Source organism: Pseudomonas sp. B424 (assembly GCF_055408345.1).
In genome coordinates this window covers 23,939-50,320 of the sequence record NZ_JBUZTL010000007.1, presented here as the reverse complement: position 1 = coordinate 50,320, position 26,382 = coordinate 23,939, and the positions used below count along the sequence as shown (strand labels likewise).

Sequence of the window (26,382 nt, the reverse complement as noted above, 5' to 3'; positions counted from 1 at the left end):
TCCCATTTGTGGATACACGCGCGCCATGTTGCACAGGTGAGGTGTGACTGGCTAGGTGTGAAGTGTTTCGGGCTTTTGCCTAATTGGCTGTAAGAGATGGTTTTTTTTGGTGTAGGACGTATGTAATTGTGGGAACGGGCTTGCTCGCGATAAATACAACTCGGTACATCAGACCTCCGAGGTAATCCCATCGCGAGCAAACCCGCTCCCACATCTAGTTATCTATTAACCCAGACTATTCCCGGAAAGCTGTCGGGTTGCTGTCAGACAGCTTCAAGTTTGGCGTAGCCCATCATCAGCCACTTGCTGCCTTCCGAGAAATTCACCTGCACCCGGGCCTGCGCGCCTGCGCCCTCGAAGTTGAGGATGACGCCCTCGCCGAAGACCGCATGCTTGACCATCTGGCCAAGCTTGAACTCGGTCTCTGGAATCTCCGAGCCACCAAACAGGCTGCTGGCGCTCTGCTTTTGGCCGCCACCGAAAGGACGGCTGACACTGTTGGACAGCCGTACTTCCTGAATCAGGCCTTTTGGCACTTCGCGCACGAAGCGCGAAACCTTGTTGTAGGTCTCGCTGCCGTACAGGCGTCGGGTTTCAGCGTAAGTCATCACCAGATTTTGCATTGCACGGGTAATGCCCACGTAAGCCAGGCGTCGCTCCTCTTCAAGGCGGCCGGGTTCTTCCAGGCTCATCTTGTGCGGGAACAAACCTTCTTCCATGCCGACCAGGAACACATACGGGAACTCCAGACCTTTGGCGCTGTGCAGCGTCATCAGCTGAATACCGTCTTCATGCTCTTCGGCCTGGGTATCGCCTGCTTCCAGCGAGGCATGACCGAGGAAGGCGGCCAATGGCGACAGCTCTTCGTCTTCGTCATTGTTTTCGAAGTTGCGAGCCGCGCTTACCAGTTCCTCAAGGTTTTCTACCCGGGCCTGGCCTTTTTCACCTTTTTCCGCCTGATGGTAGGCAATCAGCCCGCTTTGCTCGATCACGGTCTGGGTCATCAGATGCAGTGGCATCTCCATGACTTTTGCCGCGAGGCTTTCAATCAGTTCGATAAAGCCGGCAATGGCGCCCGACGCACGACCGGGCAGGGCTTTATTGGCAATCAACTGGCGCATCGCCTCCCACATCGACACATCGCTGTGGCGGGCGTGATCGCGAATGGCTTCGACGGTTTTTTCACCGATGCCGCGGGCCGGTACGTTAATCACCCGTTCCAGCGCCGCATCGTTGCCACGGCCTTCGAGCAGGCGCATGTAGGCCATGGCATTTTTGATTTCAGCGCGTTCGAAGAAGCGCTGGCCGCCATAGATACGGTATGGAATACGCTCGCGCAGCAAGGCTTCTTCAAGCACCCGCGACTGGGCGTTGGAGCGATACAAAATAGCGATGTCGCTGTGGGCCAGGCCGGTTTTCAGGGCGCTTTCGATGGTCTCGACCACGTAGCGTGCTTCGTCGTGTTCGTTGAACGCGGCGTACAAGTTAATTGCTTCGCCTTCGCCGCCGTCGGTCCACAGCTCTTTGCCCATGCGCCCGGTGTTGTTGGCAATCAGGGCATTGGCCGCTTTGAGGATGCCGGCGGTGGAACGGTAGTTTTGTTCCAGGCGGATGGTTTCGGCGTCCGGGAAGTCGGTCGAGTACTGGTAAATATTCTCGATTTTCGCGCCGCGCCAGCCGTAGATCGACTGGTCGTCATCGCCTACTACCATCAGGCTGTCGCCGCCCTGGGCCAGTAGTCGCAACCAGGCGTATTGAACGGCGTTGGTGTCCTGGAATTCGTCCACCAGGATGTGCCGGAAGCGCTTTTGGTAGTGCGCCAGCAAGCCCGGGTTGTCGCGCCACAGGTCCAGGGCGCGCAGCAGCAACTCGGAAAAGTCGATGACACCGGCGCGTTGGCACGCGATCTCATAGGCTTCGTAGATGTTGCGCATGGTGGCCAGGAACAAATCACCACTGGCCTGGATATGTTTGGGGCGCAAGCCTTCGTCTTTTTGGCCGTTGATAAACCACTGTGCCTGACGTACGGGCCAGCGTTGTTCATCTAGCCCCAGTTCACGGATCACACGCTTGACCAAACGTTGCTGGTCATCGCTGTCGAGGATCTGGAAGGTCTGGCTCAGACCGGCTTCTTGCCAGTGAGCCCGCAACAGGCGGTGCGCCAGGCCGTGGAAGGTGCCGACCCACATGCCGGCCGGGCTGATGCCCATCAACTGCTCGATGCGGTGACGCATCTCGGCAGCGGCCTTGTTGGTGAAGGTCACCGACAGCACGGAGTGTGGGGATGCGTTTTCGACCTGGATCAACCAGGCGATACGGTGCACCAGCACACGGGTTTTGCCGGAACCTGCGCCGGCCAGAACCAACTGACGCCCAACACTGGCCGTGACGGCCTGACGTTGGGCATCGTTGAGAGAATTTAACAAGAGAGAGAGATCATCGCGCATCGGGGCATTTTAGGGGCTGTTGCCGTTTCAATGCTAGCTACTGGGCCCAGTGGTCAAAAAGGTTGCCGGCCTGGAGCACGGGGAGGGAGTGACGGTGCCCTGTTTATTTCGCCGGATTAATGGTGTCTCTGCGTTTGGTCGCACGCATTGCTTGTGTATGCTCGGGCGACTTTTTGGCTCATCTACTGATAAGAATTTTGCCGATGGTTCAGAGTTTAAATTCGCCGGGTAATTTTTTCGGCATAGGGTTCGGCTTTTTTGTGCTGCTGCTGGGTGTTGCGGGTTGGCAAGTCAGGAAGATCAAGCTGCGCAACAAGGTGCGTCGCTTGCGTCGCCAAGGCTTGTTCGAGGACTTGCAGCAAGCCAATGTGCGCAGCGAGCAGCTCAATACCGAACTTGCGCGGGAAGTGGAGCAGCGCCGTCTGGTAGAGGCGCGTGTGCGCCGCCTTACCCATTTTGATGAGCTGACCGGTCTGGCCAATCGTCTCTTGTTCAAGGAGCGTCTGGAGGAGGCCAGTCGGCGGGTGCGCCAGGGCTCGTGCAACCTGACGTTGCTGCATATCAATCTCGACCGTTTCAAACTGCTCAACGACAACCTCGGGCACGAGCTGGCGGATCATGTGCTGCAAAAAATGGCTGAACGCATTACCAAGGCCTTGCCTGAGGCCGATACCATCGCGCGACTGTCAGGCGATGAGTTTGGTGTGCTGTTTGATGCCTACACCAGCCTGACCAGCCTGGCGCGGGTATCGACCCGCTTGCTGGAAAGGCTGGGTCGGCCGCTGGTGGTGGATGGCCATGAGCTGATCATCAGTGTGTCGATGGGCATCAGTCTGTTGCCTGACAGTGCGCGTGACATTGCCACTCTGGTTCATCAGGCCAACAAGGCCATGCAGCAAGCCAAACACCTGGGTGGCGGCACTTTTCAGTTCTACAGTCACAGCTTGCAACGCAGCACCCTGGAGAGCTTGCAGCTCGAGAACCAGCTGCGCAAAGCCATTGCCGAGCGCCAGCTCAACGTTCTCTACCAACCCAAGTTATGCCTGGCTACCGGGCAGTTGCACGCGGTTGAAGCGCTGGTGCGCTGGGATCATCCACAAATGGGCAGTGTCCCTCCGAGCGACTTTATCGCCCTGGCCGAGGAGACCGGCCTGATCAGCACCATCGGTGAGTTTGTGCTGCGTCAGGCCTGCCGTCAGGCGTGTGAATGGCAGCGTGCCGGGCTGGCGCCGATCCGGGTGTCGGTGAACTTGTCCGGGCATCAGTTGCGACAGGGCAAGCTGGTCAGCCTGGTGCGTCAGGTGCTGGAAGACACCGGTCTGGCGCCTCACTGCCTGGAGCTGGAACTGACCGAAAGCCAGTTGCTCGACAACGTTGAATACGTCATCGCGACTTTTCAGCAGTTGCACGAGTTGGGGGTGAAGCTGGCGATTGATGACTTCGGTACCGGCTATTCATCGCTCAGCTACCTCAAGCGCTTTGCCGTGGATTACGTGAAGATCGATCAGACCTTTATTCACGGCGTGGGGCGTTGCAGTGAAGACGAGGCCATCACCAACGCGATTATCGCCATGGCCCACAGCCTGGACCTCAAAGTGGTGGCCGAAGGTGTTGAAAACGAAGCGCAAATGGCATTTCTCAAAGCCCGAAAGTGTGACGAAGTGCAGGGTTATTTGATCAGCCGTCCGGTAAACGCTGTGGAATTGGGTGATTTGCTGCGTACCCGGGTTGCTGTTTTGTAGTGCCAAAAAGGGCTACACAGCCTTCAGGCGGCTTGATTTCAGGGGGAGGGCGGGTATTTGGGTGGTGTATTGACTGGGCAGAAAACGAATTCTTGTAGTATAACTACAAGATTGCTACATCCCCGGCGCCCGCCGCTTACAGACCGAGTCCTGCCCTTTGAACCTGCTGCAACATATCGCCCAGTCACGCCACCTGTTACGTAAATCGGAACTCAAGGTCGCCGATCACGTGCTGCTTGATCCTGCGGCTGTAATGCACAGTTCCATGGCCGACCTTGCTCACAGTGTCGGCATCAGTGAACCCACCATCGTGCGTTTTTGCCGGGCGATTGGCTGTTCCGGGTTCCAGGACTTGAAGCTCAAGCTGGCGCAAAGCCTGGCAGCGGGCGCCAGTTTTGGTCAGTTCGCTATCCATGAAGACGATTCGGTTGCGGACTACAGCCTGAAAATTTTCGACACCACGTTGCACACCTTGATGGACGTGCGCGAGAAGCTTGATCCGGTAGCGCTGCAGCGCGCCGTGACGGCCATGTCGCAAGCGCAGCGGGTCGAGTTCTACGGTTTTGGCGCATCGGGTGCCGTTGCTGCGGATGCCCAGCACAAGTTTTTCCGTCTGTTGCTGACGGCGGCTGCGTATTCCGACCCGCACATGCAAGCGATGTCGGCCGTGACCCTTAAACCTACTGACGTGGCGATTTGTATCTCCCAGTCGGGTCGCTCCAAGGACTTGCTGATTACGGCCAACCTGGTGCGTGAAAGCGGCGCGACCTTGATCACTCTTTGCCCAAGCCAGACGCCGTTGGCGGAGCTTGCGACCGTCAATCTGGCGATCGATGTGCATGAAGACACCGAAATCTATACCCCGCTGACCTCTCGTATCGCTCACCTGGTGGTTATTGACGTGCTGGCGATGGGTGTTGCCATGGCCCGCGGCCCGAGCCTGGTCAACCACCTCAAGAGCGTCAAGCGCAGCCTGCGCAGCTTGCGCCTGTCGCCCAAGTCGTTGAAGAACCACGACGACTAAGCGCACCTGAAATCTATTGCGGGAGCAGGCTTGCTCGCGATCCAGGCACCGCGGTCCTCCAGATACACCGCGTTGATACCATCGCGAGCAAGCCCGCTCCCACAGTTTCATCGCGCTGTCATCGAGCTTTCGCCAAGTCGTCACAAACAAAGTCCATCTTGAAACTCCCGTACACGCCTTGGGAGACTCGAAATGGCTCAGCCTTACGAAGAACGCAACAGCGCCGTCAAAACCCGCCGTCAGCAAGAAGATCAGCGCCGCATGGTCTTTCGCCGCGCGATTGAAGACCATGACAATCAGCGCCAGCTGACCCTCGAGACCGCGGACTACCCCGACCTCAACGCAATCAATTATTGGCAGGCAGCCCCGGCAAGTGGCCGTCGAAGCGCTCAACCAGCGCGCTGATTTGCAGGCGTTCGCTGCGAATAAACCCCAGAAATGCATGCGCTACCGGTGACAGGCGCTTGGCTTTGGCCTGTACCACGCACCAGCTGCGATACAGCGGCAACTCTTCGACCGGCAGCTCGCGCAGCAGGCCGGTCGCCAGCTCCAGGCTGACGGCGTGGCGTGTCAACAGCGCTACGCCCAACCCGGCCACTGCACATTCACGCTGGGACTCGTTGGACGCCACCTCCAGCGTTTGACTGAAGTGCACACGCTTCTCCTTGAAGTACTCCTCACACGCCATGCGCGTGCCTGACCCCTGCTCGCGCATCAGCAAGGTGTAGGGCTCCAGATCCTGCAAATGCAGCGGGCCCCGGTCGCACAGCGGATGGTCCGCCGGCACGACGGCAACGATCGGATTATTCAGGAACGGCAGAAATTCCAGGCCCATGTCCTGCGGCACCATCGACATGATCACCAGATCGTCACGGTTGTCTGAAAGCCTGCGAATGGCTTGTGCCCGATTGACCACCGTCAGCTGTAAATTGACTTCCGGGTGCTGGCGCTTGAACGCGGCAAACAGATGCGGGACGAAATACTTCGCACTCGATTCAACCGCCAGTTTCAGTTGGCCCTGCAACGACCCGAGCATGTCCGAAAGTTGCATGTCGAGGTTTTCCAGGCGCCCGAAAATATCTCGGCTGGCCAACTGAAGCGCTTCAGCCGCTTCGGTCATGTACAGTTTTTTGCCCACGTAATCGAACAAAGGCTGGCCAATCAGCTCTTCAAGCTGGCGAATTTGTAGACTTACGGCGGGTTGCGTCAGCGACATTTCCTCTGCGGCCCGGCTGTAAGAGCGTAAATCACAGACTTCGTTGAATACTTGAAGTTGACGAAAAGTTATACGCATCAATGACTTACGCATTTTTTATTAATTATCCGAGTTTGTCAGTGGCTCAACTATAAGTCTTTACTTATGGTAGACCCAAGAAAGATTGATTTTTGTTTATTGCTGCGTGGGTCTAGTGTGACGACACAACGGTTCAGACACATTTGGACACGTGCCGACCTGGTCTAGCAGGTCGTTTGTTCATGGGCTTTAGGGAAAATCCAAGTGATAAAAAAGATCCTGATCGCCAACCGCGGAGAAATTGCCGTCCGCATCGTGCGTGCTTGCGCCGAGATGGGGATTCGCTCTGTAGCGGTCTACTCCGAAGCTGACCGGCATGCCTTGCACGTCAAACGCGCTGACGAAGCACACAGCATTGGCGAAGACCCGCTGGCCGGTTATTTGAATCCGCGCAAGCTGGTGAACCTGGCTGTCGAAACCGGTTGTGATGCCCTGCATCCCGGTTACGGTTTTCTGTCAGAAAACGCCGAGCTGGCTGATATCTGCGCCGAGCGCGGGATCAAGTTCATCGGCCCGTCCGCTGAAGTCATTCGCCGCATGGGCGACAAGACCGAAGCGCGCCGCAGCATGATCAAGGCCGGTGTCCCGGTGACGCCCGGCACTGAAGGCAACGTTGCCGACATCCACGAAGCATTGCTCGAAGGCGAGCGCATTGGCTATCCGGTCATGCTCAAAGCCACCTCGGGTGGTGGCGGTCGCGGGATTCGTCGCTGCAACAGCCGTGAAGAACTGGAACAAGCCTTTCCTCGAGTGATCTCTGAAGCCACCAAAGCCTTTGGCTCGGCAGAAGTGTTCCTCGAAAAATGCATCGTTAACCCCAAGCACATCGAAGCGCAGATCCTCGGTGACAGTTTTGGCAACGTGGTGCACCTGTTTGAGCGCGACTGCTCGATCCAGCGTCGCAACCAGAAGCTTATCGAAATCGCCCCAAGCCCTCAGCTGACCCCGGAACAGCGCGCCTATATCGGCGATCTGTCAGTGCGCGCAGCCAAGGCGGTGGGTTACGAGAACGCCGGTACCGTGGAGTTCCTGCTCGCCGAAGGCGAGGTGTACTTCATGGAGATGAACACCCGGGTGCAGGTGGAACACACCATCACCGAAGAAATCACCGGCATCGATATTGTTCGTGAACAAATCCGCATCGCCTCCGGCCTGCCGTTGTCGATCAAGCAAGAAGACATTCAGCACCGCGGCTTTGCCCTGCAGTTCCGGATCAACGCTGAAGACCCGAAAAACAACTTCCTGCCCAGCTTTGGCAAGATCACCCGTTACTACGCGCCCGGCGGTCCAGGTGTGCGTACAGACACGGCGATCTATACCGGCTACACCATCCCTCCGTATTACGACTCCATGTGTCTGAAACTGGTGGTATGGGCACTGACCTGGGAAGAAGCGATGGACCGTGGTTTGCGCGCCCTGGACGACATGCGTCTGCAAGGGGTCAAAACCACCGCCGCGTATTACCAGGAAATCCTGCGTAACCCGGAATTCCGTAGTGGCCAGTTCAATACCAGCTTCGTAGAAAGCCATCCGGAACTGACCAACTACTCGATCAAGCGCAAACCCGAAGAGCTGGCCCTGGCCATCGCTGCCGCCATCGCCGCCCACGCAGGCCTGTGAGGAATATTTTCATGTCCAAGAAGATCTTTGTAACCGACACCATCCTGCGTGACGCTCACCAGTCGCTGCTGGCTACCCGCATGCGCACTGAAGACATGCTGCCGATCTGCGACAAGCTCGACAAAGTCGGCTACTGGTCGCTGGAAGTCTGGGGCGGCGCAACGTTTGATGCCTGTGTACGCTTCCTTAAGGAAGACCCGTGGGAGCGTCTGCGCCAACTGCGTGCAGCCTTGCCCAACACGCGTCTGCAAATGCTGCTGCGCGGCCAGAACCTGCTGGGCTATCGCCACTACAGCGATGACGTGGTTAAAGCCTTCGTCGCCAAAGCAGCCGTGAATGGTATCGACGTATTCCGAATTTTCGACGCCATGAACGACGTGCGTAACCTGCGCGTTGCTATCGAAGCGGTCAAGGCTGCCGGCAAGCACGCTCAGGGCACCATCGCCTACACCACGAGCCCGGTGCACACCACCGAGGCGTTTGTGGCCCAGGCCAAGCAAATGGAAGCCATGGGTTGCGACTCGGTGGCGATCAAGGACATGGCTGGCCTGCTGACCCCTTACGCCACCGGCGAACTGGTCAAGGCGCTGAAAGCAGAAATAACCCTGCCGATCTTCATCCACTCCCACGACACTGCCGGCCTGGCTGCCATGTGTCAGTTGAAGGCTATCGAGAACGGCGCCGAGCATATCGACACCGCGATCTCCAGCTTCGCGTGGGGCACCAGCCACCCGGGCACCGAGTCGATGGTTGCCGCCCTTAAAGGCAGCGAATACGACACCGGCCTGGACCTGTCGCTGTTGCAGGAAATCGGTATGTACTTCTACGCAGTGCGTAAGAAGTACCACCAGTTTGAAAGCGAATTCACCGCTGTCGACACCCGAGTTCAAGTCAATCAGGTACCGGGCGGGATGATCTCCAACCTCGCCAACCAGCTCAAAGAGCAGGGCGCCCTGAACCGCATGAGCGAAGTGCTGGCCGAAATCCCGCGTGTGCGTGAAGACCTGGGCTTCCCGCCGCTGGTGACACCGACCTCGCAAATTGTCGGCACCCAGGCGTTCTTCAACGTACTGGCTGGCGAGCGCTACAAGACCATCACCAACGAAGTGAAGCTCTACCTGCAAGGCGGCTACGGCAAGGCTCCGGGCGTGGTCAACGAGCAACTGCGTCGTCAGGCCATCGGTAACGAAGAACTGATCGACGTACGCCCGGCTGACCTGCTCAAGCCAGAAATGGTCAAGTTGCGTGGCGAAATTGGCGCGTTGGCCAAGTCCGAAGAAGACGTGCTGACCTACGCCATGTTCCCGGATATCGGCCGTAAATTCCTCGAAGAGCGTGCGGCGGGCACCCTGTCACCAGAAGCATTGCTGCCAATCCCTGAAGCGGGCGGCGTGAGCAAGGCGGGCGGCGAAGGCGTACCGACCGAGTTCGTTATCGACGTACACGGCGAAAGCTACCGCGTTGATATCACCGGTGTCGGCGTCAAGGCTGAAGGCAAGCGTCACTTCTACCTGTCCATCGACGGCATGCCGGAAGAAGTGGTGTTCGAGCCGCTCAACGAATTCGTCGGCAGTGCCATCGGCAAGCGCAAGCAAGCCAGCGAACCGGGCCATGTCAGCACTGCCATGCCGGGCAACATCGTTGATGTACTGGTTGCTGTAGGCGACGTCGTCAAGGCTGGCCAGTCGGTACTGATTACCGAAGCGATGAAAATGGAGACCGAAGTACAGGCCGCCATTGCAGGCAAAATTGTCACCATCCACGTGATCAAAGGCGACCGCGTTAACCCGGGCGAAATTCTGATCGAAATCGAAGCCTGATACCGCCTTTGATGTAAACGCTTTAAACCTCGGGGGAGCATGTGCTCCCCTTTTTTTTGCCCGGGTTTTGAGGTGTCTCATAACGCCTGTAATCGTTGAGGGTCGTAACGAGGCTGCGGTCGGTTGCGCAACAGGCGCGAAACCATGCCGCACTGCGCCTCATGCACACCACAACAATCAGGCTGAAAATGACTTCGCGATGGTGCGCTCTTCTTCAATCGCAGCCTCGCTACGTCCCTTCGCGACTAACTACGAGGTTAGTACCGGAAATGTCCTCACTCTGAATACAAAAACGCCCAACAGTTCTTGCCGGGCGTATTGATCAAATTTTATACAGTTGATGCTCTGCATTCTTCCAGGGACTTTATTTGGCCGCTTTCTGGTTGGTTATCCAGTGCCAGCCATTTTTCGAAGCCTGCCGCTATAGAGGGCCATTCCGTACTGATAATGCTGTACCACGTGGTATCTCGATTCTTGCCTTTGGCCACCATATGCTGGCGGAATACGCCTTCGTATGTGTACCCCAATCGTACTGCCGTACGCTTTGATCGCGCATTGTCGTTGTTGCACTTCCACTCCAGGCGTCGGTTGCCCAATGCGAAGGCCTCCTTGGCCAGCAGGTAAACCGCCTCGGTACTTTTTGGCGAACGCTGCATGGGGGCGCCAAAGGTCACGTGGCCGATCTCGATGCGCCCGTGTTCTGGAACGATGCACATCAGGCTGATCAAGCCTTGCGCCTCTGCGCTCGACTTATCAATAACGGTATAAAAATGCGGGTCACGGCTGGCAGCATGGTTTTGCAACCAGGTATCAAAGGTCGGACGCTCATTGAAGGGCCCGTAGGGTAAATAGTCCCAAAGCTTGGGATCGGCCTGCGGTCCTTGTAAGGCTAGCCATAGTTCATCGCCATGCCGTGTCGGGTCGAGCTTTTCCAGACGAATGAATTGCCCTTCAAGGGTTCGGGTGTCGGGTGTTTTGGCCGCCAGCCAGTGTTCTAGAGAGTCGGGCATTGCGCGTTCCTTAGTTATGACAAGGTTTTGCGAAACTGAATAAAGCCGGAGCGCTCGGCAATGCGTTCATACAGCTGGATCGCCGTGGCGTTGGTTTCCTGGGTCATCCAATAGACTTTGGCACAGTCTTTATCGTGAGCAACGCCATATACGTGCTCGATCAGCTGGCGACCAACGCCTTTGCCGCGCACCTGAGGGCTGACAAACAGGTCTTGAAGGTAGCAGGCGTTTTTAATGCTCCAGTTGGTGCGGTGATAAACGCACTGGACCATGCCCACGGCTTTATCGTCCTGCCAGGCCAGGGCCAGGGAAGTCGGTTCTGCCGGATCGAAAAAACGTGCCCAGGTGGTTTGGGTTATTTCGTCGGACAGCTCGGTTTTGTAGAAGCGCAAATACGCCTGCCAGAGGGGGAGCCACTGTGCGTGATCGGCGGCGGTTGCGGGTTTGATCCGGATTTGAGTCATGGGGGCTATTCCTTGGCCATTAAGTGAGCGAGTGCGTGGTCTTGCGGGTTGCTGTTGGCCAAGAGTCCCTTGCGTACGCCTGCCTGGTCGGCGGCGTCGCGGTTCTGGCTGAGTTTGCGTTTGCCGTCCAGGCGGGTGATGGGCAGGCGAAAACCCACGATGGCCTTGAGCATGCTGTCGATGTAGTCCACGGGTGCATCACTGACTGACCAAGGGTCAGATCGGTCTGCCTCGTGCCTGTTGCTCAAGCGGCTGACCAGCGCCAGTAAGCGTTCGGCATCATCGAAGACTTCGGCGGTGCCATAAGCGTGCACGGCGAGGTAATTCCAGGTAGGCACTGCTTTGCCGTGCTCAGCCTTGCTGGGATAGAAAGACGGACTGATGTAGGCCTGTTCTCCGGCGAAAATCACCAGGGTCTCGGCTCCTTCGGCCAGCGCCTTCCAGTGCGGATTGGCACGGGCAAGGTGGCCGTACAGCGTGCCGTAGGCACCTTCATCCGTAAAGGCACATGGCTTGCGATCAAGCCTTGGCTGGCGTGGGTAACGAGCACGGGCAGGGGCGTGGCCAGTATTTGCTGATGCAGGGCTGGAACGTCGTCTACTGCGAAGGCGCGGGGAACGTACATAGAAATTATCCTTGGCGAATGGCTTCATCCTAGGCAGGCTATTGGTTTGTTGTAAGAGCCATTAATGGTCATTTTCATAGGTCCAATCCATGACGGATTCAGCGCTGTCCATCGCCTTCAACCCAGCCGGAATTGAGCTTGATCCGAAAAAAGGCCTGAGTCGCCAGCTGTATCAGGCATTGCGCCAACGCGTGCTTGATGGCCGTTTGAGTGGCGGTGCGCGGCTGCCCGCCAGCCGCGATCTGGCCTGCGCCCTCGGTATTTCCCGCAATAGCGTGGTGCGGGCCTATGACCAGTTGTATGCCGAGGGTTTTATTGAGGGGCGAGTAGGGGATGGCACTTACGTCGCAAAACTGCCTGAAAAAGCGCTGCCGATAAAAAAGTTGTCCACCAACTTGTCCACAGGGTTTTCAACAGGCTTATCCCCAGGGTTATCCACAAAACAGGCCGAATTACCTGTAATTACATCCAGTAAAGTTATCCACAGCACAGCCTTGAGCAGGGTCGCAAAGCACGCATTGGACCTCCCTCCCAGCGGCGTTCCGCGTGCATTTCGAGTGGGCGTTCCGGCTTTTGACTTATTCCCTTTCGAGGTATGGAGCAAGCTGCAGGCGGCTTTTTGGCGTAAGCCGGACTTGGAGCAACTGTGTTACGGCGATCCGGCTGGGGATGAGCGCTTGCGTGGACTGATTGCGGCGTATTTGCGCACTTCGCGGGGTTTATCGTGTACGACTGATCAAATTTTGATCACCTGCGGCGCGCAGCAGGGGATTAGCCTTTGTGCACAGCTGCTGGTAGAGCCGGGCGAGGGGGTGGCTGTGGAGAACCCTGGCTACCGCGCAGCAGCCCATGCGTTCGCGATTGCCGGAGCCCATGTCCAGGGTGTGGCGGTGGATCAGGACGGCATGGATTGTTCGGCATTGGCTCACTTGAGTAACTGTCGACTGGCCTACGTGACCCCCTCTCACCAGTACCCCAGCGGTGTCACTTTGAGCCTGGCCCGGCGTTTGGAGCTGTTGGCCTGGGCTGAGCGCACCCAGGGCTGGATAGTCGAAGACGACTACGATGGCGAGTACCGTTACAGCGGTGCGCCGCTGGCCCCGTTGGCTGCGCTGGACCGCAGCGGGCGAGTGATTTATGTCGGTACCTTCGGCAAGGTCGCCTTTCCGGCGCTGCGCTTGGGGTACCTGGTGCTTCCCAAAGGCTTGACCGAGCCGTTTGCCCGGCGCCGCTCTCTCGATATGCGCCATTCGGAAGTCAGCACCCAAGCGGTGATGGCTGAATTTATGGCATCGGGGCATTTTCAGCGGCATATCCGGCGGATGCGTCGCGCTGCCTTGAGCCGGCGCGATGTGTTGCTGGCAAGCTGGCCCCATGAGCTGGCAGGAGTGGGGCTGATGCCGGCAATAAACGCGGGGTTGCACGTTGCTGTGCCGGTGAGCAGTTTGGCCCGTGAGCAGGAACTGCTGGCGCAGGCCAGGGCGGTGGACGTGGAAATCAACGGGCTGAGCAGTTATTGGCTGCAGGATTCGATCGAGCCTGTGGATAACCGTGCCGGATTGGTGCTGGGGTTTGCGGCGGTGCCGGAGGCGGATATCAAGGCGGCGCTGGGGCGGCTGCGCAAGGTATGGAATGGCAGCCGTTGAACCTGTGGGAGCGGGCTTGAACTGGTCAAGTAATCTTGGACACCGATTAAGGTTTCACGCCGCCAACTTCTCCTTGGCGACTGGTGACCGATAGTCATTGTAGCTATGCGGCCTGGTGATGTTGTAGCGCGATACATAGCGCTGCACATCCGCCCGGGCCTCATGTTCCGATCCGTAGCCTACTTCTGGCACCCACTCTGATTTCAAACTACCAAAGAAACGCTCCATCGGAGCGTTGTCCCAGCATTCGCCTTTACGGCTCATGCTCTGCCGGAGTCCATGTTTCAGCAGCTCATTTCTGAATTTATGGCTGGTGTACTGGCAACCTTGATCGGAGTGAAACAGTACGTCTTTTGGGCGCCCGCGTAGTTCAATCGCCATCCGCAGGGCTTCGCAGGTCAGCGTGGCATCGGAGATCATCGAAAATGACCAGCCCACGATCCGGCGAGCGAACAAGTCCAGAACTGCCGCGAAATACAGCCAGCGCTTGCCGACTTTGATGTACGTCACGTCCCCACACCACACCTGATTGACCGCCGTAACCTCAAACTTGCGTTTGAGCACATGCGGTGCCACCAAAGCTTCCACGCCGGGTGACTTGTACTTATGGCGCCGGCGTTGACGGCTGACAATGCCTGCTTCTCGCATCAAACTGCGAGCCATGAACCGCCCGACATCATGCCCGTCGGCTTGCAGTTGCCTGGCCAAGGTGCGAGCGCCCGCAGACTCTCTCGACGCCCTGTGGTGCTTGACCAGTATGGCCTTGAGCTTCTCTCGCTTAGGGTTCACTTTGCCCTGGCGCTGACGCCATGCGTAAAAGCTACTGCGGTTTACTCCGAACACACGACAACAATCATTAACGCCGTACTGCTCGCCCAGCTCACAGATCAACGAGAGTGATCTTTGGCGTCCAAAAGCAGGAGAGCACTGGCCTTTTTTAGGATTTCGATATCCCGGTCTCTTTGCCTGAGCAAGGCTTTAAGTTCCTGGATCTCTCGCTGGTCCGCGGTGATCGCCCTGGCTCCCACCGGAGTCGAGCCCAAGCGTTCCTTGCAAACCTGATCGACCCAGCGACGCAAGGCCGTAGGGCCAATATCCAAACTGGCACAGACCTCGGGAACCGACTGCCCCTCGTCCAGCACCATGCTGGCAGCCTTGAGTTTGAACTCACATGAATAAGATTTACGCATATCCAAACACCTCAGATTTGGGCGCCATCATAGCGCCCGATTGAGGTGTCCAAAATCATTAGGCCAGTTCAGCTTGCTCGCGAGAGGAGCACCGCATTAATTCAGACAGACCGCACTGACTTAATCGCGAGCAAGCCCGCTCCCACAGGAAGGGATTGATCATTGCGCGCTTTCAAACCCTTCCAGCACGTTCACCGCATTCACACCGATTTCTTCTACCGCGTAGCCGCCTTCCATCACGAACAGAGTCGGTTTACCCAGGCGCGCAATACGTTCGCCCATGCGCAGGTAGTCCGGGCTGTCGAGCTTGAACTGGGAAATCGGGTCGTTCTTGAAGGTATCCACACCCAGCGAGACCACGATTACGTCAGCGTCGTAGCTTTCGATTTCGGTGCAGGCCAATTCGAGTGCAGCGCTCCAACGATCCCAGGCTGAGCCCGCTGGCAGCGGATAGTTGAAGTTGAAACCTTCGCCCGGCCCATCGCCGAGCTCATCTTCGTAGCCCAGAAAGAACGGAAACTCGGCTTCAGGATGACCGTGGATCGAGGTGAACAGGACGTCGCTGCGGTCATAAAAAATCGACTGCGTGCCATTACCGTGGTGGTAGTCCACGTCGAGGATCGCCACTTTGCGGCGGCCCTGATCCAGAAATGCCTGCGCGGCAATGGCGGCGTTATTCAGATAGCAGTAGCCGCCCATCAAATCGCTGGCGGCGTGATGGCCGGGTGGTCGGCACAAGGCGAAGGCGCTGTAGGCCCCGCTCTGGATTTCGGCCTGGGCGGTCAGGGCCACTTGCGCGGCACTGTAGGCCGCCTGCCATGTGCCGGCAGTAATGGGTGCGCCGCCGTCGAAGCTGTAATAACCAAGCTGGCCGTGCAGGCTGGTGGGCAAAACGGCGCGCAGGGTACGGGCTGGCCAGGTGTAGGGCAGCAAGTCGCCGTCGCGGCCATGCTCGGTCCAGCGAGCCCAGGCCCCATGGAAAAAGTCCAGATACGCTGCGCTGTGGACCCGCTCTATCGGGCCGCGACCGAAGTCTTGCGGAGCGCGTACCGGCCCGAGTTCGCGGGTTTGCACGCGCTGCAAAATATGGTCGGCGCGCGAGGGCATTTCGAAGCAGGGCATCAATTGCCCGTCCATCAACTCACAACGGCCATGATGCAGGTGATGATCATCCGAGTAGATCGTCAGCATTTTCTTGTTCTCCCAGGGCTTGGTCGGTGGCCTACAGTTTTGCGTCGCGGGGTGCTTGAGAGAACGGCAGGAGCGGCCAAAAGGAGATGGATACGGCCAAAATAGCTGACCGCAATTCGCCCCCGAATGTGTGAGGTTTCAAGCGCGGAACTGGCTGGGCGCGACCCCGCTCCAGCGTACGAAGGCATGGCGAAAGCTCGCGGTTTCACTGAAGCCCAGGGTTTCGGCAATCCGGTAAATGGGCCACTCGGTTTCATTGAGCAGCAACTTGGCCCGCTCAAAGCGCAGGTCGTCGAGCAGCGTCTGATAGCTGCACCCCACCGCGTGCAAATGGCGGCGCAGGGTGCGCGGGGAGCAGTTCATTTGTGCGGCCAGGCCTTCGAGCCCCGGGGCGGCGTGCAGTTGTGCACCGAGGAGCTGGCGGATTCGCTCCAGCCAGGTTTGACGCCCGGTGAACTCAAGATTCTGTTTGCGGCAGCGCTCGGCCATTGCCTGATGGGTGACGGTATCAGCCAGTGGCAAGGGTTGGTCGAGCCAGCTTTTGGCGAACGAGAATGCATTGTCGCCGGCATCGAATGTGCGCAGGCAAGGGAAGCTTTGCCCGTAGCTGGCGTGATAGTCCGGGGCACTGTGGCTGAAACGTGCACCCTCCAGTGGCAACGGCCGGCCGAGCAAGTCTTCGCAAATGACTTTGAGCGAGACCAGGCACAGCTCGGTATTGAATACGGCCAGTTGTGGGTTCTCGCCATAACCGTTGGCGCAGAACCACACCTGCTCGCCTTCGATCTCAAGGCTCAGTTCAAAAAGTGTTCCCAGCAGCGCCGGGTAGCGCAACGCCAGACGCAATGCGTCACCTAAGGTGGCACTGGTGAGTAGGGCATAACCGAGCATGCCGTAAGAAGACACATGCATGCGCCGTCCCAGTTCCAGGCCGATTTCGCGACGCAAGGCCACGGCGTTGGCGCACACGCGCATTTCCTGATTGGTGGTAATGCGCGTGTCTGCGCGGCTCAAGTCCGCCGCCCGTATGCCACTGCCCGCCAGCAGCGCTTCGCTGGGCAAGCCTTCATCCTTGAAAGTGTTGAGCACCAGCGAGACGGCGTTGAGGGTAGTGAGATGAGAGTGCAGCATGCCGGCTTCCTGCGTGAGGGTGCAGGAAACCAGCAAGTTGTGTGCCGGGAGAGTTAAGCCAGTTCGCCGCACACGTCCAGTTCGATCAGGCGACGCACTTCAGCCAGTGGCAAGTCTGCACCGAGCAAGGCATGCAGTTTGCCGAACACGGCCTCACGGGTCATGCCACCCCCCGACAGCACGCCAACCCCACGCAAGCGGCTGCCTGCTTCGTACACGTCCAGTTCCACACCGCCTTCATGGCATTGGGTGATGGCCACCACCACAATGCCGTTCTCCTGCGCCCGTTGCAGGCTGGCGAGGAAGTCCGGGTTATCGCTGGGGCCGGTGCCGCTGCCGAAGCACTCGAGCACCAGCGCTTCGATCCCGCTGTTGAGCAGTGCGTCGAGTTGGGCTGCTCCAATACCTGGTACCAGCGGCAATACGCCCACGCAGGCTTCGTGCTTGGGATGGTTGTAGGCCAATTCGCCCGGCAGTGACTTAGCCTTGGCCCCGCCGCCATTACGGGTAAGCGCCACAAACGGGTTACGCCCAAAGCTGCGCACTTTGGCGCAACGCGTCGGTGCCATCAGCTTGCCGTGGAAGTACAGCTGAACCCCGTGAGGCTGGCCTTGGCCCAGGGCAATCAATGCCCCGCTGACGTTTTCCCAGGCGTCGCTGTCGGGTACGCCTGCCGGCAGCATGGAGCCGGTGAACAGCACTGGTGCCGGCAAGCCCAGCAACTGAAAGCACATCGCCGCGGCGCTGTAGGCCAGCGTGTCGGTGCCATGCAGCACCAGTACGCTGTCGCAGCCATCCTGCTCGATCGCTTCGATGATCGCGGCGCGCAAACGCAGCCAATAGGCAGGCGTCATGTTGGCGCTGTCGATCAGCGGGCTCATCTCGCGAAAGGACCACTGCGGCACTTTCAGCGCCGGTTGGCTGGCGAGGTGCTCGCTCATGCGCGCTTCAAAACCCGATGCAGGTGCCAGGCCGCTGGCGCTGGCTTGCATGCCGATGGTGCCGCCGGTGTAGAGCACCATGACGCGTTGGGAAGGGTGGTGAGTGGCTGCGGTCATTGTTGAGTCCCCATAAGCAAAAACGCGGCGGTTCTGGAGAACCGCCGCGTCAAGTATCAGCGTTTTGTTTCTTCGACCTTGGCGGCCGGTTTTGGCGGCCAGGCTTTCAGGTCCAGATCCAGATCCGGGAATTTACTGGAATCGAACACCGGTGTCTTGATCCCCGCACGGCGCTGGTCATCGTAGTCCTTGAGCACGCGCATGCAAATCTTGAACAGCATCGCCAGGGCAACCAGGTTAACGAAGGCCAGCATGGTCATGGCGATGTCGGCGAACGCGAAAACGGTTTGCAGGTTTTCGATCGAGCCCCAGAAAATCAATACCAGCACCAGAACGCGGTAGCCGATCAACGCCTTGCGGCTTTCACCGACCAGGAAGCGCAGGTTGTTTTCACCCAGGTAGTAGTTGTAGAGCATCGAGGTGAACACGAACAACGCCAGGGCCACGCTGATAAAGATGCGGCCCCATTCGCCCACAACCGCTGCCAGCGAGTTCTGGGTCAGGGCAATGCCGTCGCCTTCAAAGCCCGGGGTGTAAAAGCCCGACAGCAAGATCAGCAAGGCGGTGCAGGTGCAGATCACGAACGTGTCGAGGAATACGCTGAACGCCTGAACCACGCCTTGGGCGATCGGGTGTTCAACATCGGCCACCGCTGCCACGTTCGGGGCGCTGCCCAGACCGGCTTCGTTGGCGAATACGCCACGTTTGACGCCCATCACGATCGCGCTGCCGATAAGGCCGCCAAACACCGGGTCGAGGCCGAAGGCGCTCTTGACGATATGGCCCAGCATGGCAGGCACGTGGTCGAATTGCAGCACGATCACATACAGGGTAACCGCGATGTAGGCCAGGGTTTTGACCGGTACCAGCAGGTCAGCTACCGAAGCGATACGCTTGATACCACCGATAAACACCAGGCCCAACAGAATGGCGATGGCCAGACCTGAGTAGCTGACATCGAAACCGAAGGCATCTTGCAGCGAGTGGGTGACGGCATGGGCTTGCAGGCCCATAAAGGCAAAGCCGAAAGTGATCAGCAGCAGCACGGCCATCAGCTGGCCCATCCACAATTTGCCCAGGCCATGCTTCATATAGAAGGACGGACCGCCACGCAGTTGGCCTTCAGCGTCGCGACGCTTGTACAACTGGCCCAGCGAGCATTCGATCAGGCTGCTGGACATGCCGACCAGAGCGGTCACCCACATCCAGAACACCGCACCGGGACCACCGAGCGTTACGGCAATGCCGACGCCGGCAATGTTGCCCGCACCCACACGGCCCGCCAGGCTCAGCATCAAGGCCTGAAACGAGCTCAGCTCACCGGCGCTGCTGCGCAGGCTGTCTTTGAATACCGCAAACATGTGCAGGAAGTAACGAAACTGAACGAAACGCGAGCGGATCGTGAAGTAGCCACCGAGCCCGACCATAAGCACGATTAGCACTTTCCCTGAGAGGAAGTCATTGATGACTTCAAGCATGGATTATTCCTCGCTGTTTTTATCTGATGGCAACACGGGCGGATCAAATCAACGCGTTACGCACCTTTAGGCAGGACATAAAGGTAGGCGACCACATTGACCCTGGCCATGTTGCTGCTTGGTTTACGATGCTGTTTGCGCGTTGTCACTGGCCGCTGTTGCAGGGCCTGCGCACGGCAAGAGGGCCGGCACTATACCTAGGAGTGCAGGAAGCGTCTGCATAAGTGATTGATTTTTCATGTACGAGTGGCCAGCAGGAAAGGTTTTAACGTTGTTGTGGGAGCGGGCTTGCTCGCGAAAGCATCGCCGCAATGCACCTGACACAACGGCTTGCCTGCATCGCAGGCAAGCCAGTTCCCACAGATTTTGCGTAGCTCCCCAAGCCGGCAAATAACAGGCAAAAAAAAGGGCCCGCAGATAAATCTGCGAGCCCTCAAAAGGTGAGAGGTGTCTAGTCCCTCGACCTGGTGAGCGTTGAGCGTGTTACTGCATCAGGCCTTGAGAGGCACCAGACGCGGGGCAATCATGTTTTCCGGGCGCAGGATGTCGTCGAGCATGGCGTCGTCGAGCAAGCCTTCTTCGCGCACCAGTTCCAGCACGCCGCGGCCGCTTTCAAGGGCGATGCGGGCGATGCGGGTGGCGTTTTCATAGCCGATGTACGGGTTCAGTGCAGTGACCAGGCCAATCGAGTGCTCGACCAGTTCGCGGCAGCGTGCTTCGTTGGCGGTGATGCCGACGATGCAGTGTTCGCGCAGCATGTCCATGGCGCGTTGCAGCAGGCGGATCGAGTCGAAGATCTTGAACGCGATCAGCGGCTCCATCACGTTCAGTTGCAGTTGGCCGCCTTCGGCTGCGATGGTCAGTGCCAGGTCGTTACCGATGATCTGGAACGCTACCTGGTTGACGGCTTCCGGGATTACCGGGTTGACCTTGCCTGGCATGATCGAGCTGCCTGGCTGACGTGCAGGCAGGTTGATCTCGTTGATGCCGGTACGTGGGCCGCTGGACAGCAGGCGCAAGTCGTTGCAGATCTTCGACAGCTTGACCGCGGTGCGCTTGAGCATGCCGGAGAACAGGACGAATGCGCCCATGTCCGAGGTAGCTTCGATCAAGTCGGCTGCCGGTACCAGCGGGTGACCGCTGATGATTGCCAGACGGTTTACGGCCAGCATTTGGTAGCGCGGATCAGCGTTGATGCCGGTACCGATGGCGGTGCCGCCCAGGTTCACTTCGGTCAGCAGCTCTGGCGCCAGTGTTTTCAGGCGGGCCAGATCTTCACCCAGGGTGGTGGCGAAGGCGCGGAACTCTTGACCCAGGGTCATAGGTACGGCGTCTTGCAGTTGGGTGCGGCCCATTTTCAGTACGTGGCTGAATTCGTGACCTTTGGCAGCGAAAGCCTGGATCAGGCTGTCGAGGCTGGCGAGCATGGCGTCGTGACCCAGCAGCAGACCCAGACGGATTGCAGTCGGGTACGCATCGTTGGTCGACTGCGCCATGTTCACGTCGTTGTTCGGGTGCAGGTATTGGTACTCGCCTTTCTGATGGCCCATGGCCTCCAGCGCGATGTTGGCGATAACTTCGTTGGCATTCATGTTGGTTGAAGTGCCAGCGCCGCCTTGAATCATGTCGACCACGAATTCTTCGTGGAAATCACCGCGGATCAGGCGTGCACAGGCTTCGCTGATGGCAGCGTGCTTGGCGTCGCTCAGATGACCCAGTTCGCGGTTGGCGTCAGCAGCGGCTTGTTTAACCATGGCCAGGCCCACAACCAGCTTCGGGTAGTGCGAGATCGGGACGCCGGAGAGACGGAAGTTATGCACCGCTCGCAGGGTCTGGATGCCGTAATACGCTTGAGCGGGTACTTCGAGTACGCCAAGCAGGTCTTTTTCGGTACGGAAAGATGCAGCGGAGGACATGATGGAAATCATCTCGATAAGGACCCGGTCTGAGCCGGAACGCTGCGAATCCTAGGCCTGTGGACTATTTTGGGCCAATGCCTTTAAACACTATCCTATGCATAAACGGCATAATGACGACGTGACGCGACAAGCGCGTCGAGCGTGTGACCCAATTTGGTGCGCGTCCGGGAGGACTCGATGAATCTCGAAAGCAAATGGTTGGAGGACTTCAGTGCCCTGGCCGCGACCCGCAGTTTTTCCCAGGCGGCAGAGCGTCGCTTTGTGACTCAGCCGGCTTTTAGCCGACGTATTCGCAGCCTTGAAGCGGCGTTGGGGCTGACCTTGGTGAATCGTTCCCGCACCCCGGTGGAGTTGACTGCGGCCGGTCAGCTGTTTTTGGTGACGGCGCGCACCGTGGTCGAGCAACTGGGCGAGGTGTTACGTCACTTGCATCACCTGGAAGGCGGGCAGGGCGAGGTCATGCAAGTGGCTGCCGCGCACTCTCTGGCACTGGGTTTTTTCCCGCGCTGGATCGCTCAATTGCGTAACGAAGGGCTGAACATCGCGACACGTCTGGTTGCGACTAACGTCGGAGACGCGGTGCATGCCTTGCGCGAAGGCGGCTGCGATTTGATGCTGGCTTTCTACGATCCGGATGCGGCATTGCAAATGGACCCGGACATTTTTCCGTCCCTGCACCTGGGCAATACCGAAATGCTCCCGGTGTGTGCAGCGGATGCAGACGGCAAGCCGTTGTTCGATCTGGAGGGCGAAGCCAGCGTGCCGCTGCTCGCTTACAGCGCTGGCGCCTTTTTGGGCCGTTCGGTGAATTTGTTGCTGCGCCAGCGCAGCCTGCGCTTTACCACCATTTATGAAACCGCCATGGCTGACAGCCTTAAAAGCATGGCACTTGAAGGGTTGGGCATCGCCTGGGTGCCGCACTTGAGTGTGCGGGCAGAGCTGGCGCGCGGTGAACTGGTGATCTGCGGCGGTCCGCAGTGGCACGTGCCGCTCGAAATTCGCCTGTACCGCTGCGCCCTGGTGCGCAAGGCCAACGTGCGGCTGTTGTGGCGCAAGCTGGAAAGTGGCACTCAGCCAGAATAAGCCTCGCGCGGTAAGCGCCTGCTAGTCCTGCTTGTCGAGAAAGTTCTGGATGCGCTCTCGGTTGATCGTGCTGTACCGGTAAAGGTTGCATGGCCCTTCATCTTCGCCAGTTGCCATGTAGCTTGAGCACACTTGGCCACGATTGACCGGGTTGGGTGATTGCATGATGCCCGAGTGCCTGGCGGTAAAGGTGTGTCCTACCTCATGGGCGATGGTGGTGCTATCAATAGTGGAGGCAATCAGCGAATTGCCTGTCTTGCCTCCCCATTGGGCGATCCCCGCGACGCGGTCGTGGATGAAACCTTCAATAATCAGCAGGTAGCGGTCTGTCTGATAGGAGGTGATTCTCACGTCGTAGGCGTATTGACTAGCTAAACGATTCCACTCATTGACGGTTGCGGCGACATCGGTGCCTGTGTAGTCGAAGTCAGTGACTCCAGGGATGTGCTGGTGAATATGAACTCTGACTGCTCGCTCACTGATGGTGGCCAGCTCCTGGGTGAAATGATCGAAGTGCACCGCTTTGAGTTTCTGCAGCGTTGCAGCGCTGACACTGTCGTGGATAAAGGTGTGGAGGTTGATTGGACGCATAGTTACTTCCTGTATGTATGGGTCGTTAAGTACGAGCGCTTGCTCATTTGAAAGTTAAGTGTCTGATCGATGATTTCGCGTGGAAGCTGTGAGGCTAAAGTGTGTGATTTCCTGTCACCCCCGGAATGCTTTGCAGCACGCTTTTTCAGGGTGTGCCTGGCTTGACCTCAAGGTCAGTAAAACCGGGCGTTTACGCAAAAAATGGGGCTGCAGACAGATGGTCGCCAAAGGTGCTTTCAAGGCAGTTCTTTGGGGTATACTGCGCGGCCTTCGGCCGGCTCGACCGGCCTTAATTCCTATAACAAGCCACGTCGGTTTCCCCCACGTGGCTTGTTGTTTTTTGACGCGCCTGCGGGCGCCCAAGAGAAGAGGCGCGACGATGAGTGCACTGGTAGGCGTGATCATGGGCTCCAAGTCCGATTGGTCCACCCTTAGCCACACCGCCGATATGCTGGAAAAACTCGGCATCCCTTACGAAGTGAAAGTGGTCTCTGCCCACCGCACTCCGGATCTGCTGTTCCAGTATGCCGAAGAGGCCGAAGGCCGCGGGATCGAGGTCATCATCGCCGGTGCCGGTGGCGCTGCCCACTTGCCAGGCATGTGTGCGGCCAAAACCCACTTGCCGGTGCTCGGCGTGCCGGTGCAATCGGCCATGCTCTCGGGCGTCGATTCGCTGTTGTCGATCGTGCAAATGCCTGCGGGCATTCCGGTTGCCACCCTGGCCATCGGCAAGGCCGGCGCGATCAACGCTGCTCTGTTGTCGGCGAGCATCCTGGGTGCCAAACACCCGCAATTTCATACCGTTTTGAAAGCATTCCGTGCTGAGCAGACAGACAGCGTTCTGGACAATCCAGACCCGCGCGAAGCCTGAGGTTTTTGACGATGAAAATCGGTGTAATCGGTGGCGGCCAGTTGGGCCGCATGCTGGCCTTGGCGGGTACTCCGCTGGGCATGAACTTCGCTTTCCTTGATCCGGCACCCGATGCCTGCGCTGCAGCTCTGGGCGAACACCTTCGCGCGGACTACAGCGACCCGGATCATCTGCGCCAATTGGCCGATGAAGTAGACCTGGTGACGTTTGAGTTCGAAAGCGTTCCGGCTGAAACCGTGGCATTCCTGTCGCAATTTGTCCCGGTGTATCCGAGTGCCGAAGCGTTGCGCATTGCCCGCGATCGCTGGTTCGAAAAGAGCATGTTCAAGGACCTGGGCATCCCGACGCCGGCGTTTGCCGACATCCAGTCCCAGGCTGACCTGGATGCAGCGGTGGCGACCATTGGCCTGCCGGCCGTGCTCAAGACCCGCACCCTGGGTTATGACGGCAAGGGCCAGAAAGTTCTGCGCACGCCTGCAGATGTGGTGGGTACGTTTGCCGAGCTGGGCAGCGTGTCGTGCCTGCTGGAAGGTTTTGTACCGTTCACGGGCGAAGTGTCGCTGATCGCCGTGCGCGGTCGTGACGGTGAAACGAAGTTCTACCCGTTGGTACACAACACTCACGACAGCGGCATTCTCAAACTGTCGGTTGCCAGCACGGATCACCCGCTGCAGGCCCTGGCCGAGGATTACTCCAGCCGTGTGCTCAAGCAGCTGGATTATGTGGGCGTGATGGCGTTCGAGTTCTTTGAAGTCGACGGTGGCCTCAAGGCCAACGAAATTGCTCCGCGTGTGCATAACTCCGGGCACTGGACTACTGAAGGCGCCGAGTGCAGCCAGTTCGAAAACCACTTGCGGGCCATTGCCGGCTTGCCGCTGGGGTCGACGGCCAAGGTCGGCGAAAGCGCGATGCTCAACTTCATTGGCACCGTGCCGCCGATTGAGAAGGTGATTTCGATTGCCGACTGCCATTTGCATCACTACGGCAAGGCTTTCAAGGTCGGCCGCAAGGTCGGTCACGCCAACCTGCGCTGCGCCGACATGGCGACCCTGCAAGCGCAAATCCTCAAGGTTGAAGCGTTGATCGGCGAAGCGTAAATCGCCTGTCTGCGGGAACCATTGGGTTGTCGTTGCTCTCTGATGGCGTGATGCCAAAGTGCTGACTAGGCTTTGGTTGAACGCCATCTAATTTGAGAGGAAGCGCCCATGGGCATCATCGGAACCATTTTTATCGGCTTGATCGTTGGCCTGCTGGCCCGTTTCCTGAAACCGGGCGACGACAGCATGGGCTGGATCATGACCATCCTGCTGGGTATCGGCGGTTCGCTGGCGGCCACCTATGGTGGTCAGGCGCTGGGTATCTACAAGGCGGGTGAAGGTGCCGGCTTTATCGGTGCGGTGGTGGGTGCCGTGATCTTGCTGGTCATTTACGGCCTGGTGTCGAAAAAGAGCTGATCAAACGCTTTGGCCCTCTCTGCGCGAGTCGCAGAGAGGGCTAAACTGCGCGGCGATTAACCCTCTTTTTGATTGAGCCTTTCATGCGCCGTTTTCTACTGACTTTCCTTTTATTGGGCAGCAGCCTGGTACACGCGGCAGAACTGCCCGAAACCGACTGGCTTGAACTGATGCCCAAGTCTGATCAAAAAGCCCTCGAGCAAATGCCCGAAATTGACCATGACTCGCCCGAGGCCAATGGTACGTTTACCGACACGGGTGGCTTGAAACAGAGCAAGGGCCTGCCGGCCGTGATGTATTCCAGCAAAACCGTCGCCGGCATGAACGGCAAGAATATCCGCTTGGGCGGTTACCCCGTGCCATTGGAAACGGATGCCAAGGGGCGCAGCACCCTGTTTTTCCTGGTGCCGTACCCGGGCGCCTGCATCCATGTGCCGCCGCCGCCGCCCAATCAACTGGTGCTGGTGCGCTATCCAAAAGGCCTGAAACTGGACGACATCTATACGCCGTTGTGGGTGATGGGCACGCTGAAGGTCGAAAAAGTCAGCAATGACCTTGCCGATGCGGCCTATGCGCTGGATGCGAGCAAGGTGCGGGTGGTGGTTGAGGACGATTTGTAGGGCTTGCAACCTTAGTGGGAGCGGGCTTGCTCGCGATGCAAGCGACTCGGTACGACAGGCCTATCGAGTTGACGCCATCGCGAGCAAGCCCGCTCCCACAGGTT

The 26,382-nt window shown here is 58.3% G+C and carries 23 protein-coding genes and 1 pseudogene; 11 read left to right on the top strand and 13 right to left on the bottom strand.

What is annotated here, in order from left to right; genetic code table 11:
• Positions 1-263: 263 nt before the first annotated feature.
• Positions 264-2,447: a DNA helicase II gene (gene uvrD / locus ACZRMS_RS10615; protein WP_463995312.1), complete on the bottom strand. Its 2,184-nt coding sequence runs from the start codon at positions 2,445-2,447 to the stop codon at positions 264-266.
• 203 nt (positions 2,448-2,650) lie between these two features.
• Here uvrD and ACZRMS_RS10610 point away from each other — a divergent pair, with 203 nt between their 5' ends.
• From ACZRMS_RS10610 to ACZRMS_RS10600, 3 genes are all read left to right on the top strand, one after another.
• The gene (locus tag ACZRMS_RS10610; RefSeq protein WP_463995311.1) at positions 2,651-4,189 is read left to right on the top strand and encodes a putative bifunctional diguanylate cyclase/phosphodiesterase; all 1,539 of its coding nucleotides are present in this window, start codon (positions 2,651-2,653) and stop codon (positions 4,187-4,189) included.
• 157 nt (positions 4,190-4,346) lie between these two features.
• Complete coding sequence (gene hexR, locus ACZRMS_RS10605; RefSeq protein WP_048362251.1) at positions 4,347-5,213, top strand: transcriptional regulator HexR; 867 nt, start codon at positions 4,347-4,349, stop codon at positions 5,211-5,213.
• A gap of 192 nt (positions 5,214-5,405) precedes the next feature.
• On the top strand, positions 5,406-5,618 hold the full coding sequence (locus ACZRMS_RS10600) for a PA3496 family putative envelope integrity protein (RefSeq protein WP_463995310.1): 213 nt from the start codon (positions 5,406-5,408) through the stop codon (positions 5,616-5,618).
• Here ACZRMS_RS10600 and ACZRMS_RS10595 read toward each other — a convergent pair.
• On the bottom strand, positions 5,560-6,522 hold the full coding sequence (locus ACZRMS_RS10595) for a LysR family transcriptional regulator (RefSeq protein ID WP_463995309.1): 963 nt from the start codon (positions 6,520-6,522) through the stop codon (positions 5,560-5,562). The two genes, ACZRMS_RS10600 and ACZRMS_RS10595, sit on opposite strands and share 59 nt — an antisense overlap.
• Before the next feature lie 189 nt (positions 6,523-6,711).
• On the opposite strand from ACZRMS_RS10595, the gene ACZRMS_RS10590 reads away from it, so the two are divergent.
• Both ACZRMS_RS10590 and oadA read left to right on the top strand, forming a co-directional pair.
• Positions 6,712-8,127, top strand: coding sequence for an acetyl-CoA carboxylase biotin carboxylase subunit (locus tag ACZRMS_RS10590; RefSeq protein ID WP_019826929.1), 1,416 nt, complete (start codon positions 6,712-6,714; stop codon positions 8,125-8,127).
• An 11-nt stretch (positions 8,128-8,138) separates the two neighbouring features.
• Positions 8,139-9,947, top strand: a complete 1,809-nt coding sequence (oadA, locus tag ACZRMS_RS10585) for a sodium-extruding oxaloacetate decarboxylase subunit alpha (protein WP_463995308.1) — start codon at positions 8,139-8,141, stop codon at positions 9,945-9,947.
• 329 nt (positions 9,948-10,276) lie between these two features.
• On the opposite strand, the gene ACZRMS_RS10580 is transcribed toward oadA, so the two are convergent.
• From ACZRMS_RS10580 to ACZRMS_RS10570, 3 genes and pseudogenes are all read right to left on the bottom strand, one after another.
• Positions 10,277-10,957 carry a GNAT family N-acetyltransferase gene (locus ACZRMS_RS10580; protein WP_463995307.1) on the bottom strand — a complete coding sequence of 227 codons (681 nt, stop codon included), beginning with the start codon at positions 10,955-10,957 and terminating at the stop codon, positions 10,277-10,279.
• A 14-nt stretch (positions 10,958-10,971) separates the two neighbouring features.
• A complete protein-coding gene (locus ACZRMS_RS10575) occupies positions 10,972-11,421 on the bottom strand; it encodes an N-acetyltransferase family protein (protein ID WP_463995306.1) in 450 nt (149 codons plus the stop codon).
• A 5-nt stretch (positions 11,422-11,426) separates the two neighbouring features.
• A pseudogene (locus tag ACZRMS_RS10570) lies at positions 11,427-12,046 on the bottom strand (FMN-binding negative transcriptional regulator).
• A gap of 89 nt (positions 12,047-12,135) precedes the next feature.
• On the opposite strand from ACZRMS_RS10570, the gene pdxR reads away from it, so the two are divergent.
• Entirely contained in the window at positions 12,136-13,692 is a 1,557-nt protein-coding gene (pdxR, locus tag ACZRMS_RS10565; RefSeq protein ID WP_463995305.1) for a MocR-like pyridoxine biosynthesis transcription factor PdxR, read from the top strand.
• A 54-nt stretch (positions 13,693-13,746) separates the two neighbouring features.
• Here the strand turns inward: pdxR and ACZRMS_RS10560 are convergent, their stop codons facing one another.
• From ACZRMS_RS10560 to aspA, 7 genes are all read right to left on the bottom strand, one after another.
• Positions 13,747-14,583, bottom strand: a complete 837-nt coding sequence (locus ACZRMS_RS10560) for an IS3 family transposase (RefSeq protein WP_463995304.1) — start codon at positions 14,581-14,583, stop codon at positions 13,747-13,749.
• Complete coding sequence (locus tag ACZRMS_RS10555) at positions 14,580-14,882, bottom strand: transposase (RefSeq protein WP_463995303.1); 303 nt, start codon at positions 14,880-14,882, stop codon at positions 14,580-14,582. The genes ACZRMS_RS10560 and ACZRMS_RS10555 overlap by 4 nt, the downstream gene beginning before the upstream one ends.
• A 159-nt stretch (positions 14,883-15,041) precedes the next feature.
• Entirely contained in the window at positions 15,042-16,073 is a 1,032-nt protein-coding gene (locus tag ACZRMS_RS10550) for a histone deacetylase family protein (protein WP_463995302.1), read from the bottom strand.
• Positions 16,074-16,211: 138 nt separating this feature from the next.
• Positions 16,212-17,204, bottom strand: a complete 993-nt coding sequence (locus ACZRMS_RS10545) for an AraC family transcriptional regulator (protein ID WP_463995301.1) — start codon at positions 17,202-17,204, stop codon at positions 16,212-16,214.
• A 53-nt stretch (positions 17,205-17,257) separates the two neighbouring features.
• Positions 17,258-18,262, bottom strand: a complete 1,005-nt coding sequence (locus ACZRMS_RS10540) for an asparaginase (RefSeq protein WP_463995300.1) — start codon at positions 18,260-18,262, stop codon at positions 17,258-17,260.
• Positions 18,263-18,318: 56 nt separating this feature from the next.
• A complete protein-coding gene (locus ACZRMS_RS10535) occupies positions 18,319-19,740 on the bottom strand; it encodes an alanine/glycine:cation symporter family protein (protein ID WP_463995299.1) in 1,422 nt (473 codons plus the stop codon).
• Positions 19,741-20,231: 491 nt separating this feature from the next.
• On the bottom strand, positions 20,232-21,656 hold the full coding sequence (gene aspA, locus ACZRMS_RS10530; RefSeq protein ID WP_463995298.1) for an aspartate ammonia-lyase: 1,425 nt from the start codon (positions 21,654-21,656) through the stop codon (positions 20,232-20,234).
• Positions 21,657-21,836: 180 nt separating this feature from the next.
• Between aspA and ACZRMS_RS10525 the strand changes: the two genes are divergently transcribed.
• The gene (locus ACZRMS_RS10525; protein ID WP_463995297.1) at positions 21,837-22,742 is read left to right on the top strand and encodes a LysR substrate-binding domain-containing protein; all 906 of its coding nucleotides are present in this window, start codon (positions 21,837-21,839) and stop codon (positions 22,740-22,742) included.
• A gap of 21 nt (positions 22,743-22,763) precedes the next feature.
• Here the strand turns inward: ACZRMS_RS10525 and ACZRMS_RS10520 are convergent, their stop codons facing one another.
• Entirely contained in the window at positions 22,764-23,333 is a 570-nt protein-coding gene (locus ACZRMS_RS10520; protein ID WP_463995296.1) for a M12 family metallo-peptidase, read from the bottom strand.
• A gap of 379 nt (positions 23,334-23,712) precedes the next feature.
• On the opposite strand from ACZRMS_RS10520, the gene purE reads away from it, so the two are divergent.
• The 4 genes from purE to ACZRMS_RS10500 all read left to right on the top strand — a co-directional run bounded on the left by purE (position 23,713) and on the right by ACZRMS_RS10500 (position 26,278).
• Positions 23,713-24,204, top strand: a complete 492-nt coding sequence (gene purE, locus ACZRMS_RS10515) for a 5-(carboxyamino)imidazole ribonucleotide mutase (RefSeq protein WP_003438120.1) — start codon at positions 23,713-23,715, stop codon at positions 24,202-24,204.
• A gap of 11 nt (positions 24,205-24,215) precedes the next feature.
• Positions 24,216-25,301, top strand: a complete 1,086-nt coding sequence (locus ACZRMS_RS10510) for a 5-(carboxyamino)imidazole ribonucleotide synthase (protein WP_463995295.1) — start codon at positions 24,216-24,218, stop codon at positions 25,299-25,301.
• Positions 25,302-25,409: 108 nt separating this feature from the next.
• A complete protein-coding gene (locus ACZRMS_RS10505; RefSeq protein WP_047279090.1) occupies positions 25,410-25,658 on the top strand; it encodes a GlsB/YeaQ/YmgE family stress response membrane protein in 249 nt (82 codons plus the stop codon).
• An 83-nt stretch (positions 25,659-25,741) separates the two neighbouring features.
• Positions 25,742-26,278 (top strand): DUF3299 domain-containing protein, encoded by a 537-nt coding sequence (locus ACZRMS_RS10500; RefSeq protein ID WP_463995294.1) that lies wholly within the window; start codon positions 25,742-25,744, stop codon positions 26,276-26,278.
• Positions 26,279-26,382: the final 104 nt, after the last annotated feature.

What these genes read in the sequence shown, in the direction of transcription:
- ACZRMS_RS10520 (WP_463995296.1), bottom strand. Translation starts at nt 23,333, where the DNA reads ATGCGTCCAATCAACCTCCACACCTTTATCCACGACAGTGTCAGCGCT.
- ACZRMS_RS10610 (WP_463995311.1), top strand. Translation starts at nt 2,651, where the DNA reads ATGGTTCAGAGTTTAAATTCGCCGGGTAATTTTTTCGGCATAGGGTTC.
- ACZRMS_RS10555 (WP_463995303.1), bottom strand. Translation starts at nt 14,882, where the DNA reads ATGCGTAAATCTTATTCATGTGAGTTCAAACTCAAGGCTGCCAGCATG.
- ACZRMS_RS10580 (WP_463995307.1), bottom strand. Translation starts at nt 10,957, where the DNA reads ATGCCCGACTCTCTAGAACACTGGCTGGCGGCCAAAACACCCGACACC.
- oadA (WP_463995308.1), top strand. Translation starts at nt 8,139, where the DNA reads ATGTCCAAGAAGATCTTTGTAACCGACACCATCCTGCGTGACGCTCAC.
- uvrD (WP_463995312.1), bottom strand. Translation starts at nt 2,447, where the DNA reads ATGCGCGATGATCTCTCTCTCTTGTTAAATTCTCTCAACGATGCCCAA.
- pdxR (WP_463995305.1), top strand. Translation starts at nt 12,136, where the DNA reads ATGACGGATTCAGCGCTGTCCATCGCCTTCAACCCAGCCGGAATTGAG.
- ACZRMS_RS10575 (WP_463995306.1), bottom strand. Translation starts at nt 11,421, where the DNA reads ATGACTCAAATCCGGATCAAACCCGCAACCGCCGCCGATCACGCACAG.
- ACZRMS_RS10595 (WP_463995309.1), bottom strand. Translation starts at nt 6,522, where the DNA reads ATGCGTAAGTCATTGATGCGTATAACTTTTCGTCAACTTCAAGTATTC.
- ACZRMS_RS10510 (WP_463995295.1), top strand. Translation starts at nt 24,216, where the DNA reads ATGAAAATCGGTGTAATCGGTGGCGGCCAGTTGGGCCGCATGCTGGCC.
- ACZRMS_RS10540 (WP_463995300.1), bottom strand. Translation starts at nt 18,262, where the DNA reads ATGACCGCAGCCACTCACCACCCTTCCCAACGCGTCATGGTGCTCTAC.
- purE (WP_003438120.1), top strand. Translation starts at nt 23,713, where the DNA reads ATGAGTGCACTGGTAGGCGTGATCATGGGCTCCAAGTCCGATTGGTCC.
- ACZRMS_RS10505 (WP_047279090.1), top strand. Translation starts at nt 25,410, where the DNA reads ATGGGCATCATCGGAACCATTTTTATCGGCTTGATCGTTGGCCTGCTG.
- ACZRMS_RS10525 (WP_463995297.1), top strand. Translation starts at nt 21,837, where the DNA reads ATGAATCTCGAAAGCAAATGGTTGGAGGACTTCAGTGCCCTGGCCGCG.
- aspA (WP_463995298.1), bottom strand. Translation starts at nt 21,656, where the DNA reads ATGTCCTCCGCTGCATCTTTCCGTACCGAAAAAGACCTGCTTGGCGTA.
- ACZRMS_RS10545 (WP_463995301.1), bottom strand. Translation starts at nt 17,204, where the DNA reads ATGCTGCACTCTCATCTCACTACCCTCAACGCCGTCTCGCTGGTGCTC.
- ACZRMS_RS10600 (WP_463995310.1), top strand. Translation starts at nt 5,406, where the DNA reads ATGGCTCAGCCTTACGAAGAACGCAACAGCGCCGTCAAAACCCGCCGT.
- ACZRMS_RS10550 (WP_463995302.1), bottom strand. Translation starts at nt 16,073, where the DNA reads ATGCTGACGATCTACTCGGATGATCATCACCTGCATCATGGCCGTTGT.
- ACZRMS_RS10535 (WP_463995299.1), bottom strand. Translation starts at nt 19,740, where the DNA reads ATGCTTGAAGTCATCAATGACTTCCTCTCAGGGAAAGTGCTAATCGTG.
- ACZRMS_RS10500 (WP_463995294.1), top strand. Translation starts at nt 25,742, where the DNA reads ATGCGCCGTTTTCTACTGACTTTCCTTTTATTGGGCAGCAGCCTGGTA.